Genomic DNA, 17,609 nt, shown 5'->3' with positions numbered 1-17,609 from the left:
CCTATTTTTAAAAAGAAATAAGCTACAATATGTTATCAGTAAAAGTTCATGGAAATTACACAAAACCTATCAATGAACTTTTATTGTAACAAACAAACTAAAAAAGAACAAGTGTTCGTTAATTTTTACACGATTTCCTTCATATAATAGATTTCTAGATAACCCTTACCCATCTTCGTTTCTTATTTCTCAACAAAGAAAATTTTCACTTCTACTTAACATTCTGCTCTACCTTTGTTATATTTTCTAGTTGACGGACATATAAACGAATGTTAAAGTTTTCTCTGGTAGTGACAAATCTTATACAAAAAATGTAAAATGTTATAGTGTTTCTCAGAAATGAATTTTGTTGTATAATACAGAAATGACGTTATGCTTATGAGCAACAAAAGAAACCAAAAGGGTATGCATAGTTATAGTCGTATATGGGTGAATATAGAACCTTTAATTATGGCCAAGAAAACTATGTATTTTTTATTTTAGCATTTTTCGCTCCAAAATCGACCAAGCCTGATAGAGAAAGGGTGGAAATGAATGAAAGAAACCTTGAAATCACAATTTCAAAATGTGCGTTTCACTGTATTCGTAGCTTTAGCCTTATGGCTGAAAACTTACCTTATTACACGCACAAGCTTTGACTTAAAACTTGAATCTTTCATGCAAGAATTCATTTTATTCCTTAGCCCATTAGCAGCATCATTACTGCTTGTTGGTCTTGCATTATTTGCAAAAGGGAAAAAACGTAACTATATAGCACTTGGAATTAATTTTGTCTTAACAATCGTTCTTGTTGGTAACGTAATGTTCTACGGATTCTACAATGACTTCGTTACATTACCGGTGCTAGGACAAACATCTAACTTCGGAAGTTTAGGTTCTAGTGTGAAAGAATTATTTAACTACAAAATTATCCTTGCATTTGCAGACATTATCGTTTTCTTCGTTCTATTAAAGAAAATGAAGAACTTTGCACCTACAGAGCGTGTAGCACGCCCGATGCGTTCTCTATACTTCGTATCAACAGTTGCTATTTTCTTCGCAAACTTAGGACTTGCAGAAGCTGAACGCCCAGAACTATTAACACGTTCATTCGACCGCGTTATGCTTGTTAAAAACTTAGGATTATATGTACACCAAGTATACGATCTTGGCTTACAAGCAAAATCAAGTTCACAAAAAGCGTTCGCTGACGGTAGTAAATTACAAGAAACAGAAAACTACGTAAAAACAACACAAAGTAAACCAGATCCAAATATGTTCGGTACTGCAAAAGGGAAAAACGTAATTGTTGTCTCTCTTGAGTCATTACAAACATTCTTAATTGGTGCAACAGTTAACGGACAAGAAGTTACACCATTCTTAAACCAATTTACGAAAGAAAGTTATTACTTTGATAACTTCTTCCATCAAACTGGTCAAGGTAAAACATCTGATGCTGAATTCCTAGTAGATACTTCGTTATATCCACTAGACCGCGGTGCTGTATTCTTCACACACGGTAACAATGAATATACAGCAACTCCAGAAATTTTACGTCAGCAAGGGTATCACACGTCGGTATTCCACGCAAACAACGCAACATTCTGGAACCGTAACATTATGTATCCAGCACTTGGTTATGATCGTTACTACAACGAACTTGACTACAAGATTACGCCAGAAACAAAATTAAACTGGGGATTAAAAGATATCGAGTACTTCGATCAATCTATTGATATGTTAAAACAAGTGAAGCAACCATTCTATACTCGCTTCCTTACTTTAACGAATCACTACCCATTCACTTACGATGACAGTACAAAATTAATCGACGAATACAATTCTGGTGATGGAGTATTTGACCGTTACATGGTAACTGCTCGTTACTTAGACGAAGCAATGAAACACTTTATTGAGCGTCTAAAAGCAGAAGGTATTTACGACAACTCAGTAATCGTATTCTACGGTGACCACTACGGTATTTCTGAAAACCATAACCGTGCAATGGCACAGTTCTTAGGAAAAGAAGAAATCACTGCATTTGACCATATGAACTTACAAAAAACACCGATGTTTATTCACGTTCCAGGTCAAAAAGAAGGTAAAACAATTTCGAAACCAACTGGTGAAATTGACATTAAACCAACTATTCTAAACTTACTTGGTGTAGATTCTACAAATGACGTTCGATTCGGTCATGATGTATTCTCACCTGATAATAAAGGATTCGTTGTTCTTCGTGACGGTAGCTTCGTTACAGATAAATACATGTACACAAACAGTACATTCTATGACCGTGCTACTGGCGAAGTTGTACAATTACCGAAAGAAGAATCTCAACCACTAATTGATCGCGCCCAAAATGAATTGAACATGTCTGATAAAATCATTGAAGGTGACTTACTTCGCTTCTCTGAAAGTAATAAGATCAAAACTGGTGAAGTAAAAACAGTTATTAAAGAAGAAAAGAAGAGTGCTGAGTAATCTCAGCCTCTTTTTTTATTTTCTTCCATACAACTACTTATATTCATTAACTTTAAAATTACATAACCTTTACCAAATATTCACATAGTGTTAATGAAAAATCTCTATAATAAAATATGTAAACGAGGTTCTACATATTTCTTATCTCTCATCTTTCGTAAGATCCCTTAAAGAAGTGTGTAAATCTTTTGTTTCTACTTTCTTATAATTGTCTTTCAACATGTTTTGTTTCCATACACAAAACATTCAACGAGACAATGTCCCTATGAAAGATAGCTACCCTCCTTGTGCAGCATTCCATAAGAATGTTGCTTTTTTTTATTTAAAAGCAGGATTCTCATTCTTATTTTCGAATTTGTATATACAAAATGCTGTAAAGTGAAACTTTAATCAGCCCTCACCAATCGGGCAGCTACGGGCAGTTATTCGCCCAATTCACTTCTTTGCTCCACCCGAATTTTTAAGTAGGAGTTTTACTGCCCGTTAATGCGGGGTAAACCATCCTTACTTCTCTATGATTTACAAATACATATACGGTCATATGTAGAGAATTGCTTACATAAAAATTACTATAGTGATTTTTATCTCGCATGAATGAAAGTTTCACGTTACTTACGTACTTACGAAAGGATGGGACGGAAATTGGCATACGAAAAATTTGTACTTTGGAATGATGAAGTTATTGATACAACAAAACAACAAACGTACATAGAACTTGAAGAAAGAGGTTTGCAGTTCGGAGATGGTGTCTACGAGGTTATTCGCCTATATAAAGGGAACTTTCACTTATTAGATCCGCACATAACGAGATTATATCGATCCATGGAAGAAATAGAATTATCGCTCCCTTTTTCAAAAGCTGAGCTCATCACTTTACTTTACAAATTAATTGAAAGAAACCATTTCCACGAAGATGGCACAATTTATTTGCAAGTATCTCGTGGTGTACAAGCTCGCACACATGTATTTTCATATGACACCCCTCCGACAATTTATGCCTATATTACAAAAAAAGAAAGACCAGCCTTATGGATTGAATATGGTATACGCGCTATATCAGAACCCGATACTCGATGGCTACGCTGTGACATTAAATCATTAAATTTATTACCAAACGTACTAGCTGCTACGAAAGCTGAACGAAAAGGCTGTAAAGAGGCACTTCTCGTAAGGAATGGTATTGTAACGGAAGGAAGCCATTCCAACTTCTTTTTAATTAAAAACGGAACTCTTTACACACATCCAGCCAATCACCTTATTTTAAATGGCATTATTCGTCAATATGTCCTTTCTTTAGCGAATACTCTTCACATACCTGTACAGGAAGAACTTTTCAGCGTTCGTGACGTTTATCAAGCAGATGAATGCTTTTTTACAGGCACAACGATTGAAATTTTACCAATGACCCACCTTGATGGAACCGCGATTCAAGATGGGCAAGTTGGGCCTATCACCAAAAAACTGCAAAAATCATTTAATCAAATCTTGTTACAATCCAATATGGCATCTTCTTAAACCCGAATAATTTCTGTCCTTTCACATTCAATATATGCATTTAAATGGAAATCAAGGTGTAAATTTATGCCTTGATTTTTTCTTGTAATCTTTTTGTCATATTCAGATTCCCACATAAGCCTTGACAGTAATCGACATGCTCTTTAGAATTTTTAACAGTTGGTAAATATTTCTTCACTACATTACAGACAGAAAGGAATCGACAAATTATGAAAAAGTATCTTGCCGGTCTTGCGGCAGTGTCTGTAGCAGGAGGAGCAGCACCTACACTTGATAGTGTTCAAGCTGCACCTGAACAAAATACACAAAAAGCTGCTACAACTGTCCAAGCTTCTGCGTCAAACAACTCATCTTATACGGTAAACGCGAGCGTCTTACATGTTCGTGCGGGATCAAGCACTTCTCACGACATCATCTCACGCGTTTATAACGGTCAATCACTAAACGTGATTGGCGAAGAAAATGGTTGGTTCAAAATTAACATTAACGGAAAAACAGGCTTTGTTAGTGGCGAATTTGTATCAAAAAGTGGAGCAGCAAACAACAATGTAAGCACAGGTGGAAACAATAAAGTTACCGCTGATGTATTACGTGTACGTACAGCTCCTAACACTTCTAGTTCTGTTTCTGGACGTGTATATGCAGGACAAACATTAAACGTAATTGGACAAGAAAATGGTTGGGTGAAAATTAACCATAATGGACAAGTAGGTTATGTAAGTGGCGAATTCGTATCTGGCGTTTCTTCTACTGGGGGTTCTTCAAACAACAATACGAATAATAACAACCAAGAAGTAAAACCAGCAAGCGGAAACTATACAGTAAATGTATCTTCCCTTCGTGTTCGTACAGGTCCTAGCACTTCTCACACAACTGTAGGTTCTGTCAAAAAAGGACAAGTAGTACAAGTTGTTGGCGAAGTTCAAGATTGGTTCAAAATCAATTACGCAGGACAAACTGCTTATATAAGCAAAGACTACGTAACAAAAGGCGGTTCTAACGAAAACGTTACAGAAGGCAACAAACAAGAGCAAAACAATAATGGAACTATTCAAACTGGCGGTTCTTATGTAGTTAACGCTACATCTTTACGTGTTCGTACAGGCCCTGCCGCTTACCATAGTGTAATTGGTGGCGTTTTAAACGGTACAACATTAAACGTAGTTGGATCTGAAAACGGTTGGTTTAAAGTAAATTACCAAGGAAAAACAGGCTTTGTTAGCAGCGAATTTGTAAAATTCGTTAAAGGTGGCACTACTACTCCTGAGCAACCAAAACAACCTGAAAAACCTAACCAAGGTGCAATTGGCGACTATTACATTAATGCTTCTGCACTAAATGTACGTAGCGGCGAAGGTACAAATTATAGAATCATAGGCGCACTTCCACAAGGTCAGAAGGTTCAAGTAATCTCTGAAAACTCTGGATGGAGCAAAATTAACTACAACGGTCAAACTGGTTATATCGGAACACGTTACCTATCTAAAACACCAGTTGGAGGCGCAGTAGATAATAAGCCTAACAATAACCAAAATAACAATCAAAACAATAACAACAATAATAATACAGGTAATAATAGCGGCGACAGTTCTTCCGTACTTGCATATGCAAAATCAATGCAAGGTGTACCATACGTTTGGGGCGGAAGTTCTGCTAACGGTGTTGACTGCAGTGGTTACATCTACCACGTATTTAAGAAATTTGGTCATAACATTAGCCGCCAAAGTGTTGCAGGATATTGGAGTAGCCTACCAAAAACTTCAAGTCCACAACCTGGTGACTTAATTTATTTCCAAAACACTTATAAATCTGGTCCTTCTCACATGGGTATCTACCTTGGGGGCGGATCATTTATCCAAGCTGGAGATAACGGTGTAGCAATCGATTCATTAAGTAAATCTTATTGGAAGAGCCACTTCTTAGGATACACGAAAGCACCTTAATTAATAGTTTCAAAGCCTTCTAGTTTACTAGAAGGCTTTTTTGCTATGAGTTCAACATATTACTCCCTTTCTCCTACCTTCTCTCTACAAAAATAATGTATCCATTCTTCCATTTCATACACTTTATTCTGCAAAAACAATGCATAACGTTATCATAATGTATATATTCCCATAAAAAACATAACCTATTTCATGTCTATTTATTTCATATGTGTTTTTTTGAAGAATTTTCTTTTTATTTAAACTTTTCATTAGACGTTTGACCTCCGATGTCCATTATGATAAGTTACTTAAGATGTTATATTCGTAAACGTATAGACAACTGGTTTATACACTGTTTTTACTATGAGGAAGGAGCATACACTGCATGAATCTTTTATGGGGAATTGGCGGCGTGATTGGAGTATTAGCAATTGCATTCTTACTATCTTCCAACCGCAAAGCTATTAATTGGCGCACAATTTTAATCGCGCTAGCATTACAAATGTCATTTTCATTTATCGTATTACGATGGGATGCTGGTAAAGCAGGTTTAAAACACGCTGCTGACGGTGTTCAAGGATTAATTAATTTTTCTTACGAGGGAATTAAGTTCGTTGCTGGGGATTTAGTCAACGCAAAAGGACCTTGGGGATTTGTATTCTTTATTCAAGCACTACTTCCAATCGTATTTATTAGTTCATTAGTAGCAATCTTATATCATTTTGGTATTATGCAGAAATTTGTTAGCGTCGTTGGTGGCGCATTAAGTAAACTTCTTGGAACTTCTAAAGCAGAAAGCTTAAACTCAGTAACGACTGTATTTTTAGGACAAACTGAAGCTCCAATTTTAATTAAACCTTACTTAGCACGTTTAACAAATAGTGAATTCTTCGCTATTATGGTAAGCGGTATGACAGCTGTTGCTGGATCTGTTCTCGTCGGTTATGCAGCAATGGGTATTCCGTTAGAGCACTTATTAGCAGCTGCAATAATGGCAGCTCCATCAAGCTTATTAATTGCGAAACTGATTATGCCTGAGACAGAAAAAGTAGATAATAACGTTGAACTTTCTACAGAACGTGAAGACGCAAACGTTATCGACGCAGCTGCACGCGGTGCATCTGAAGGTATGCAACTTGTTATTAACGTAGCAGCAATGTTAATGGCTTTCATCGCATTAATCGCTTTATTAAATGGATTATTAGGATTGATTGGTTCTTGGTTCGATATTAAACTTAGCCTTGATTTAATCTTCGGTTACTTATTATCACCATTTGCAATCTTAATCGGGGTTTCTCCTGGTGAAGCTGTACAAGCAGCAAGCTTTATCGGTCAAAAACTTGCAATCAACGAATTCGTTGCATACGCAAACTTAGGACCACACATGGCAGAGTTCTCTGACAAAACAAATCTAATTTTAACATTCGCAATCTGTGGATTCGCAAACTTCTCTTCTATCGCAATTCAATTAGGTGTAACAGGAACGTTAGCTCCTACTCGCCGTAAACAAATTGCACAATTAGGGATTAAAGCAGTTATCGCTGGTACATTAGCGAACTTCTTAAATGCAGCAGTTGCAGGTATGATGTTCCTATAAACTTATATAGAGTCTTCTCTTTCTACAAGAGGAGACTTTTTTCATGCAATCCAAGCGTCTTTTGTGCATCTATTAATCAATTTATGCCAAATATAAGAACATTATGATACAATAATGTTCAAGTCTTTTTATTTTTCTAATGAAAATAGCGATACTACTTGTCGTTGCCCTTCAAAAGAATGTAACGACATGGTCAATTTCTTAATAATTGTGCATACTACAAGTATCTATGGATGAAATAGCTTTAAGGAGGAAAGTTTTGTGAAAGATAAGTTCTATAAAATCCTCTCTATGTGGATTTTACAAATTGTATTTTATTTTACTACTGTACATGTGACGAAATATGAGCATGCGCTCATTTTTACAATAATATACGTAATCGTAAATGTACTATTCTTATTTTTAGCTGACAAAACAGCATTTGTTTTCTTCATACTAGGAACCATTATTTCCGTATTTTATTTGTTCTATCAAGCATGGCTTCATTTATGGAGTACATCAGATCAATGGCAATATATGATTACCCACTTCCTGATGGCAGCTAACTTCTTCATTGTATATATAACAACTCACCTATTGAAAAAAGTGATTCATGAAAATAAAACTTTAACTGAGCGTGTGAGAACATTAGAACAATATATTGGAGAATCAAAATTACTAACAAGACAAGAATTCGAGAGACGCCAAGCATTATTAACAACTGCAATGAATCGTCGTAATGAAACAGGCGTTATCATTTACTTTGATTTCACTTCCTTTAGTAAATATACGAAGGAAAGTGTTATGGACCGTGTAGCTTCCTTATTAGTTGAAACGGTAAGGAATGATTTTGACCTTGCTGCTGAATATGATAATAATACGCTAGTTATTTTATTACAAAACACAAATGAAGCTGGTGCTGACATTGTAATGAACCGCCTAAAGCCAAAAATGGAGCAATGGCTTGCTGCTGAAGCAATCCGAGATATAAAAATTTCACGCGAGCACATTGGAAACAAAGGACAGACACTGTTATGATGACTCTCGTTATACTTCTTTTATTCCTTCTGTTTTGCGTACTCGTTTTTTGGATTAGTATCACATTTTCAATTAAATATGTACTTATTTTTACGGCCTTTCTATTCTCTGGTTTACTCGTTTACTACTCTTTCTTAACAATTGCGGGCTTAATTCATCGAAATAGCAAACGAAAAGATCGTACGCTAGAACATTATCCGAGCGTCGATATTTTCATACCTGCCCATAATGAAGGCGTCGTTATTAAAGATACTTTAGAGGCGATGGCGAAGATTGAATATCCTGGAAAGCTAACTATTTATTTATTAAATGATAACTCTCAAGATGAAACACCTGAAATCGGCGATGATTTCGACAAAGCTTATGCTCATATTCGTCATATTCGTGTTCCCCCCGGTGAACCGAAGGGTAAATCACGTGTACTAAACTATGGGCTTAGTATTTCAGATGGTGAATACTTCTGTGTGTACGATGCAGATAACCAACCTGAACCACACGCACTGCGAATGCTTGTAGAGCACGCTGAAACAACTGAAGATGCTGTTGGAGCTGTTGGACATGTTCGTACAGTAAACGAAAAGCGAAACTGGCTGACGCGAATGATTTCACTGGAATTTCAAATCTTCCAGCTCCTTATGCAATCTGGACGCTGGTTACTATTCCAAACAGGCTCACTGACAGGAACAAATATGCTTCTTCGTCGCTCCGCACTAGAAGAGCTTGGTGGCTATGACCCTTATGCAATTGCAGAAGATGCTGAATTAACATTAAGAATTACACAAAAAGGTTATCTCTTACCAATCGTCCCAGAATCAGTTACTTGGGAACAAGAACCAGAGCATTTAAAAATTCTTATTAAACAACGTACACGTTGGCTCCAAGGGAATTTATACATTTTAGAAAAAATGTTCTCGTCATTAAGTTTCTTTAAAGGAAAACTTCTCGTCCATTCCTTACAACAAGTTCTAGTGTATGTTGTATTTTGGCTATTCCTAATCATTTCAAACGTTTGGTTTGTAATTGGGCTACTCGGGATATTCCAAATTCAATATAGCATTCCGCTACTATTTATGTGGTATGTCGCATATATTACATATGTTTCTCAATTATTTAGTGCCCAGAGTGTCGAACGAACCTTTACACCGACTAATATTTTTATTAGCGTTATTATGTACTTTACGTACGCACAGCTCTTTACGTACTTATTTATTCGTAGCTTAATCTTATACTTACGTGCAAAGAGCAAGAAACAAGTCATTGGCTGGGATAAGACAGTTCGATTCAAAAAAGAGAAATAATAACAATAAGCACAGAGCGCCGTATGCTCTGTGCTTATTTATTGCCGTATAAATTATATATCAGACAATACCCCTTAGCTGAAAGTAATTTCACGTCCATCCCCCAACGAACGATCGACCTTCATTTATATACGAAAAAGTGATTGCTATTTTTGTAGAACCAATTGCTTCTCTTGCTGTTCTTTGCGCGTTTCAGTCTTAGGTTCCGTGCTTTCTTGGACACTACGATGTGCCACACGTTTCAAACAAATATGCTTCCACTTTCTTTCGTAACGTTTCATTATTCTAGATGTCCCCCTTGAATGCGCTTTAAAACTATTTGAAATCGCTTACAGGAAATAATATAGCACATATATATAAACGTGACAACACATTTCCGACATATTTTTGACAAAAATACGAATAGAATTCGTAAGATATCGAATATTGTCGAAATCTATCGTTTTTTCTTCGTATAAAAGGCATACTACTTATATGGTAAAGTATTTTATTTCCCCTACCCGCATTTCAAATTCCTTCTATATAAAGTGAAACTTTCATTAGCCATCACCAATTGTACTTTTACAGGCAAATAGAGAAATAAAAAAGAGCTGATATGAAATCAGCTCTTTTCCTTCTATTATTAATGACGCTTCATACGCCCTTCTTTTTGTAACTCTTTAAATAATGCTGCCATCATAAAGAAAATAACGAAGACGAACGGGAATGCTGCAATGATAGCTGCCGTTTGTAAGGCTTCTAATCCGCCAATATATAATAGCGTAGAAGCTATCGCGGCTAGAACGATACCCCAAATCATTTTAATACGATTTGGTGGGTTTAAACTACCATGTGTCGTTAACATTCCTAAAACAAATGTTGCAGAGTCTGCCGATGTAATAAAGAATGTTGCAATAAGTAAAATACCTAAAACTGATAAAGCTGATCCAAAGCTGCCCATCTGATCGAACATAGCGAATAATCCTACTTCTGTTCCCATTTCTTTCACTTTGTCGAAGATATGTGCATCACCAAACAGCTCCATATGAATACCAGTACCGCCGAACACAGAGAACCAAAGTGCACCAATTACGGTCGGCACAAGTAACACACCGATAACAAACTCACGAATCGTACGACCTCGTGAAACACGAGCAATAAACGTACCTACGAACGGTGACCACGCAATCCACCATGCCCAATAGAAAATTGTCCATGACTGAATCCATTGATTCCCACCTTCGTCTAATGGACTTAAACGGAAACTCATACTTGGCAATTCCTGAATATAAGAACCGATTGTTGAAGTGAAGTAATTCATAATAAAGTTTGTTGGACCTGCAAATAATACAATGATCATAAGTGCAAATGCAAAAATAATATTCGTATTACTTAAATATTTAATTCCTTTATCAAGACCTGTTTGCGCAGATAACATAAATAATACTGTTACGATTGCAATAATAACTAACTGAGTCGTTAATGAGTTCGGGATAGATGTTAAATAACTAACACCACCTGCAATTTGTTTCGCACCAAGACCTAATGACGTTGCAACACCAAATACAGTTGCGAAAACAGCTAACACATCAAATGAATGAGCAATACGCCCGTGTTCCCCGCCCTTAAATAACGGACCTACTGTCGCACTAATCGTACTTGCTTTTCCTTTTCTAAAAGTAAAGTAAGCAATACATAACGCTACAAACGCATATAGTCCCCAAGGATGTAATCCCCAATGGAAAAATGAAAAACGCAGTGCAAGGCGCGCACTTTCCTCAGTTGCACTATCTCCAAACGGAGGTGCGTATAAATGGTTTAATGGTTCGGCAACGCCCCAGAAAACTAAGCCAATACCCATACCAGCGCTAAATAACATAGCAAACCATGTCATATAACTATAATCAGGTTCATCATCATCTTTACCTAAACGAATAGAACCGTATTTCGAAACAATTAAAAAGATAGAAACACCTAAAATAATAGACACGGAAATAATATAAAACCACCCGAACTTACTAACTAATGCAGTTTGAATTGCGGTTGTTACATTTCCTAAACTACCTTTTCCAATAATAGATTCGGGAATAATCCCCCAAATTGTAAATGCAATACATAATGTTAATGAAACGATGAATGTTTTTGTCAGTTTCCTCATCAAATCCCCCTTCGTAGGTTTCGCTTTTGTAAATAACATAAATTCCGATATGTAAAATCGGATAGAAAACTATAATTTTGCGGTGATTTTCTTACTTTCACCTTCACCAATTCGAATTCTTATGGACAGCCTTACCTTTCGTATAACTTTTTCACTCTGCAAGAGCTACAAGTTAGAAATACTGCTGTCAAATTGTGTGAGAAAAACGCGGATAGGAATGTATTTTCCTAAAAAAGGATGTGTTACATATGTAAAAAAGGGCAAAGTTCTTCCTTGCAACCCTTTCGTTTTGTAACAATTATGCGGTTTTTTTGCTAGTATATAGCACGTGTTTATAGCTTCACAAACAAAATGTTTATGTTTATATAACTATATTACCCATAAAACGGTAAAATACTCAAGGAATGTAATCGTTTAGTAAACATCATGTAACATTCTTGTAACATTTTTATTTACGTCGAAAAAAACATGTTGTATTAAATATTTTGAATATAACTAGAAACCTATGAGTCATATAGAATGAAAAACGCTTTCCTATATTTTTTGTTATATTACAGGATGTTAACGACTTATTACGAATGGTTTGTAATTGTGTGTTTTCCCCAAATCCGAAAAAATCTGTTGCTATAATGAGGACACGAAAACAAACGCAATGGAGGCTATCATGAAAAAATTAATTGGTATAGCAACAGCAGCAGTTTTTGGTCTTGGGATTTTCACATCATCTGCTAATGCAGAAACTGTTGTAACAACAGACGTACTAAACGTACGCGAAAACCCTACTACTGAATCAAAAGTTGTCGGTAAATTACTAAACGGTAATAAAATAGATGTTCAAAATACAGAGAACGGATGGTCAAAAATTACTTTAGACGGTAAAGACGCATTCGTAAGTGCAGAGTTCACAAAAAGCATCTACTACGTAACAGCTAACGTATTAAACGTACGTGCTGAAGCGAACACAAACTCAGAGGTTCTTGGAAAGTTGAAGAAAGACGATGTAATCGAAACAACGAACCAAGTACAAAATGAGTGGTTACAATTTGAATATAACGGGAAAACAGCTTATGTTCATGTTCCTTTCTTAACAGGTACAGCACCTGTAATTGAGAAACAAGAAACAACTGCTCCTGCTAAAGCTGCAGCACCAGCTAAGGCTCAAGCACCTGTAGCACAAGCAAAACCAGCTGCTAAGCCTGCTGTGAAAGCTGCTGAAACTAGCACACCATCTGGTGGTCGTGAGTTAACAGTTGTAGCTACAGCATATACAGCTCACCCGAGCGAAAACGGTGGCACATATGGCGGCCGTGTATTAACTGCAATGGGTCATGATTTAACTGCGAATCCAAACATGAAAATGATCGCTGTTGACCCGAAAGTAATCCCATTAGGATCTAAAGTATGGGTAGAAGGTTACGGAGAAGCTATCGCTGGAGATACTGGTGGTGCAATTAAAGGTAACCGTATTGATATCTTACTTGGATCGGATAGCGCTGCTCAAAAATGGGGACGCAAAACTGTTAAAGTGAAAATTTTAAAATAACCAATGACTGCTAAATTACAAGCCGGTTCTCTTTATTGAGAGCTGGCTTTTATTTATTTATAATACATATAAGGAGGCTACGCCCATGAATGTACAAGCAAAAGTAGACTGGATTGGTACGCCAAAACCGTACATATATAAAGATGAAGTGACATATAACGCTACTTCTATTGATTTTTCACTCGCTGGCGATGATAACCGCTATAAGTTAATTGTGCTCAAGTCTGAAAACAATACACATTACAAAATTGTGCAATATGGAATAAAACCAGGCTCTCAAAAGCCATTTCCTATCGACATTCCATTTGAACAAAACATGTTACCAATTATAGAGCAAATATTACATGATCCATATGTACAAGCGATACTAAAGGAAACACACTCATAATTGTAAAAAAATATATCAACGATTTTTCAATTATATCTATCATAAATCGCAATATATCAACGATTTTTCGATTATATCTATCATAACTTACGATATATCAACGGTTCGACACGAAATATCGATTTAGCTACAAAAAAGAAGCTGTTCAAATATTGAACAGCTTCTCTCATATTAACGAGTTGGACCAGATACATCTTCTGATTTCAACGTATTATTTGCACCAAGAGAATGATACAACATCTTTCCATTTCCATTCACAGTTACAATATGTTCGTTATTAAAACTTTTGAACTTCACAGATCCATCACCGTAACGAATATGATACTCTTCATATGTCGTTACTTTATATTTCGTAGCACTTTGACGCTCTACATTACGAACTTCCATCGTTAATAAGTCTTCTGTAATTCCTTTTTTGTGTAAATACTGTATATAATCACGGTCTTCCTTATACGATTTCCCGCCCTTATCATAATTATTTTCAATTAAACTAAAATCATTTAATGAAATTGCACGTACGTTATCATAAATATGATTTCTTACAAATTCGCCCACTGCCGAACTTGATGTTTCTTTCGGGAATTTTAAGTAATATGTGCTTTGGTCTCCAATTTTAACACTTTCAGATTTCATTACACCAAGATCAGTAGTTTTCTCTAAATGTACTTCTACTGTTTCATCTGTGGATACAGGGCCAAGCTTATAACTTCCATAATTTAATTTTCCACGTTTTTTCCCATTCACAAATACAGTTGCATCACTTTCATCAGAAGAAATGCTTACATACTTGCCTTCAAGCGATAAATCCACTTTCACTTTCTCGCTCTGTTCATCCGCTAAATCTACTTCTTTCTCTGTTTCTAATTCAGTAAGTTCTGTCTTCGCCGTTGCCTTTACAACATATGTACCTGGGAAGTATGGCCCCAACTCTTTCGAATTTTTATCACTAGAAAGCTCTGTTTCTTTTTTGTCATTCACATATATTTCTGCATTCTTTGCAGTTGTACTTACATTCATATAATAAGATTTCATGCTGAACTTATACTTTGGATATAAGAACCACTCTTTTCCCTCTTCTACTATTTCCCCGTCCTTAAATGAAGATTTATCTTTTGTTAACTTTTGATCTACTGTCTCTTTCTGTAAATAAGACAGTAATTGTTTGTTGTAAGAAGGATTCTCTTTTAAATAACGCATGTACGCTTTAATATCCTCTGTCTTAATCTTTAAGCTTGAATCATTTGCTTTTACAAACTCATCAATTGCATTAATATCTTTCTTTTGGAATGCTTCAATCATTACATTTACTTGCTTTTCTTTTGAAAACTTATATGCTCCAAATTTATATGCCCCAAATAATAATGCAGCAATAATGGCAAAACCAATGATTAAAAATAAATTTTTCTTACTTTTCACTGATTTTGTCTCACTTTGTAATTCTGTATATGAAGCAGCAGTGTTATCAACGATTACTTCTACTTTACTCCCACACTCAGGACAAAAGTTCAAATGGTCTGCAACGTTCTTTTTACATGTTCCACAAAACTTCAACGTGCTCTCCTCCTATTTTTTAGCTAATTTCATTCCAGCAAATGCTGCTACATATGTCACAATAAAACTAAACAAAATTAAATATGTAAATGAATTTTGCATAGATAGTACTGTTCCGCTTGTTCCAAATAAACTTGTTACAGTTCCTGAAACATTAATTTGGAACTTAGAAATCATATTCATTACAATCATCATAATTGTGTAAGAACCACTGCATACCGCTAATGTAATATATATATTGGCAGTCGGTAATTTAGCTAACTTTCTTCCCGCTCTAAACATAAAGAACAATGGAATAATAAGCAGTAATAAACCATAATGGAATACGTTATTCACTCTATCAAATTCTGCAAGGCTTTCCTCATTTGCTCCTTTTGAAATCAATATCTCTCTAAGCTCTACGCCATTTACAGAGACGCCTGATATAAATGAAAACGATAGTGTGCTCTCATGTGCATTTGATTTCTTACCAATTCTAGTAAATTCCTTACTAAGTGCTGGACTTGATACTTCTAACGGCGCAAAATGAGCCATACTCCATAATTGAGGTGTTAACTCTAATGCTAATAATGTACTTTCAGATTTTAAAGTTGTTATTTCTTTTAATGGTTCAATACCGTCTTCCTTACTTACTAACGCCATAATACAAACCGCTACTGCTGTTACTAAAAGTCCTTTTATCATAGCCGAAACACCGTAATAAACAGACGTTCCATATGGCATTAACTCTTGAAATGCTGCTGCCATATTGTTTTTGCTTGTATGAGCAATAAATCCTAATAAGGTAAATAATGTCCCACATACAAAACCACTCAATAAACTCTTCATCGCTGAATAGCCAACCGTAATCTTACCTGCTTCTGAGAATGGGATTGCAAAAGATTGTGATGCTATAAAACTTATAATGAATAAAAAGACTCCATAAATAATACCAACTGTTGCTGCCATAAAGATTTGATCTTTAATCGTTTTCGCAACATGCTGTTTCCCTAACCAAATTCCTGTACCAGCGAAAATAATAAATGGAATGATTAATAATAATGTAAATGGAGTATGCCAAGATAAAGAAAATATCAATCCACTATCATCGTTAGCTGTAAAACCAAGTAAATGGTAACTTAACATCGTAGAAGTTGCACTCGAATAAAAACTTGGCAACATTTCTAATTCTTTCGCAAATTTGCTAAACATCTCACTTAACATAGAGGCAAATAATAAACTACCAATCCAACCAGCAATTAACATGAGAATACTTGCAACAGCCCCACCAATAAAACCTTTTTGTAAAACGGCTTTATCTGCTTTAAATTCAACTTTAGGAGCACCATCCATTGTAGGCAATTTTACAGTTTGTTCTTTTTTCTTCACAACAGATAAAGAATACCCACACTTTTGACAATATAAATTTTTTTGAGCATTTTCACTGCCACAACCTCTGCAGTATTTTGCAGTATCTTTTTCTAATGTTACTGCATCTATAGCTCCTGCAATCTCCATACTACCTTCATTTGGGCAATAATTTACTTCTTCACCATGTTGTTTTCCACATGTGCGACAATACATTTAATTCACTCCCCACTTTGCTTAATTCCACAAACTGGACAGTAAGTAGAGTTTTTATCGATATGCTCATTACATGAAATACAATTTACCGTTTCACCTTCATTTTCTACTGTTAACATCGGGTTAGGCTTTCCACACGAACCACAAAACTTATCATTTATTGATAAAGGTCCACCACATTCACATGTAGCTTTTTCACCTTGTTGTTTTTGCAATTCAACAATGCGCTTTCTTGCTTGATAAATAGCTACATCAAATTCTTGAACTGGAGCAATCATTTCTTTTAAGCTCGCTTCATTTACTCCACTTCCTCTTAATTGAACATACACTTGCTGTCCAACCTCTAATAGAACCTCTGCTTTTTTCTGCATTTGCACTTGCATTCCCTTTTTCAATTGAGCAATTTCTTGTGCAACTTGCAACTTCATTTTCCCTTGTTCTATTCCTTCTTGTAACTTATTCATTCCACTACCTAACTTCGTCTGTAAATCTGACAAATCATTTCTCCTCCTATACATATATATTTATATATGAAATTAACATTTTATATATTACCATGATTTTCAAGTTATGTAATCCAAATTTCATTTTTTCTGTTTTGAGCATTTTTTG

At 35.6% G+C, this 17,609-nt stretch carries 12 protein-coding genes; 8 read left to right on the top strand and 4 right to left on the bottom strand.

Going from position 1 to position 17,609, the window contains the following annotated elements:
* The first annotated feature begins 534 nt into the window (after window positions 1-534).
* The 6 genes from IQ781_RS16925 to IQ781_RS16900 all read left to right on the top strand — a co-directional run bounded on the left by IQ781_RS16925 (window position 535) and on the right by IQ781_RS16900 (window position 9,815).
* Window positions 535-2,463 carry an LTA synthase family protein gene (locus tag IQ781_RS16925; protein ID WP_000665358.1) on the top strand — a complete coding sequence of 643 codons (1,929 nt, stop codon included), beginning with the start codon at window positions 535-537 and terminating at the stop codon, window positions 2,461-2,463.
* 630 nt (window positions 2,464-3,093) lie between these two features.
* Window positions 3,094-3,978, top strand: coding sequence for a D-amino-acid transaminase (locus tag IQ781_RS16920; RefSeq protein WP_002026582.1), 885 nt, complete (start codon window positions 3,094-3,096; stop codon window positions 3,976-3,978).
* A 209-nt stretch (window positions 3,979-4,187) separates the two neighbouring features.
* Window positions 4,188-5,921, top strand: coding sequence for a C40 family peptidase (locus IQ781_RS16915; RefSeq protein WP_059304240.1), 1,734 nt, complete (start codon window positions 4,188-4,190; stop codon window positions 5,919-5,921).
* A 367-nt stretch (window positions 5,922-6,288) separates the two neighbouring features.
* The gene (locus IQ781_RS16910) at window positions 6,289-7,500 is read left to right on the top strand and encodes a NupC/NupG family nucleoside CNT transporter (protein ID WP_050292948.1); all 1,212 of its coding nucleotides are present in this window, start codon (window positions 6,289-6,291) and stop codon (window positions 7,498-7,500) included.
* Window positions 7,501-7,761: 261 nt separating this feature from the next.
* Window positions 7,762-8,517, top strand: coding sequence for a diguanylate cyclase domain-containing protein (locus tag IQ781_RS16905; protein WP_000653222.1), 756 nt, complete (start codon window positions 7,762-7,764; stop codon window positions 8,515-8,517).
* Window positions 8,514-9,815 (top strand): glycosyltransferase family 2 protein, encoded by a 1,302-nt coding sequence (locus IQ781_RS16900; protein WP_000988752.1) that lies wholly within the window; start codon window positions 8,514-8,516, stop codon window positions 9,813-9,815. The genes IQ781_RS16905 and IQ781_RS16900 overlap by 4 nt, the downstream gene beginning before the upstream one ends.
* Before the next feature lie 622 nt (window positions 9,816-10,437).
* Here IQ781_RS16900 and opuD read toward each other — a convergent pair.
* Window positions 10,438-11,952: a glycine betaine transporter OpuD gene (gene opuD, locus IQ781_RS16895; protein ID WP_001229103.1), complete on the bottom strand. Its 1,515-nt coding sequence runs from the start codon at window positions 11,950-11,952 to the stop codon at window positions 10,438-10,440.
* Window positions 11,953-12,616: 664 nt separating this feature from the next.
* On the opposite strand from opuD, the gene IQ781_RS16890 reads away from it, so the two are divergent.
* Entirely contained in the window at window positions 12,617-13,495 is an 879-nt protein-coding gene (locus IQ781_RS16890; protein ID WP_000733328.1) for a cell wall-binding protein EntA, read from the top strand.
* A gap of 85 nt (window positions 13,496-13,580) precedes the next feature.
* Window positions 13,581-13,883, top strand: coding sequence for a DUF3910 family protein (locus IQ781_RS16885; RefSeq protein ID WP_001102539.1), 303 nt, complete (start codon window positions 13,581-13,583; stop codon window positions 13,881-13,883).
* A gap of 171 nt (window positions 13,884-14,054) precedes the next feature.
* On the opposite strand, the gene IQ781_RS16880 is transcribed toward IQ781_RS16885, so the two are convergent.
* From IQ781_RS16880 to IQ781_RS16870, 3 genes are read right to left on the bottom strand one after another with little or no spacing between them, the layout of a single operon-like run.
* A complete protein-coding gene (locus IQ781_RS16880; RefSeq protein ID WP_139847062.1) occupies window positions 14,055-15,434 on the bottom strand; it encodes a zinc ribbon domain-containing protein in 1,380 nt (459 codons plus the stop codon).
* Window positions 15,435-15,446: 12 nt separating this feature from the next.
* Window positions 15,447-16,997: a zinc ribbon domain-containing protein gene (locus IQ781_RS16875; RefSeq protein ID WP_139847063.1), complete on the bottom strand. Its 1,551-nt coding sequence runs from the start codon at window positions 16,995-16,997 to the stop codon at window positions 15,447-15,449.
* Window positions 16,998-17,002: 5 nt separating this feature from the next.
* Window positions 17,003-17,494 carry a zinc ribbon domain-containing protein gene (locus IQ781_RS16870; protein WP_001281754.1) on the bottom strand — a complete coding sequence of 164 codons (492 nt, stop codon included), beginning with the start codon at window positions 17,492-17,494 and terminating at the stop codon, window positions 17,003-17,005.
* Window positions 17,495-17,609 lie beyond the last annotated feature (115 nt).

Source organism: Bacillus sp. N447-1 (assembly GCF_022701035.1).
GTDB classification, from domain to species: Bacteria; Bacillota; Bacilli; order Bacillales; family Bacillaceae_G; genus Bacillus_A; species Bacillus_A cereus.
Note: the sequence above shows the minus strand (reverse complement) of the source record. Positions and strands in the feature narration are given on the sequence as shown.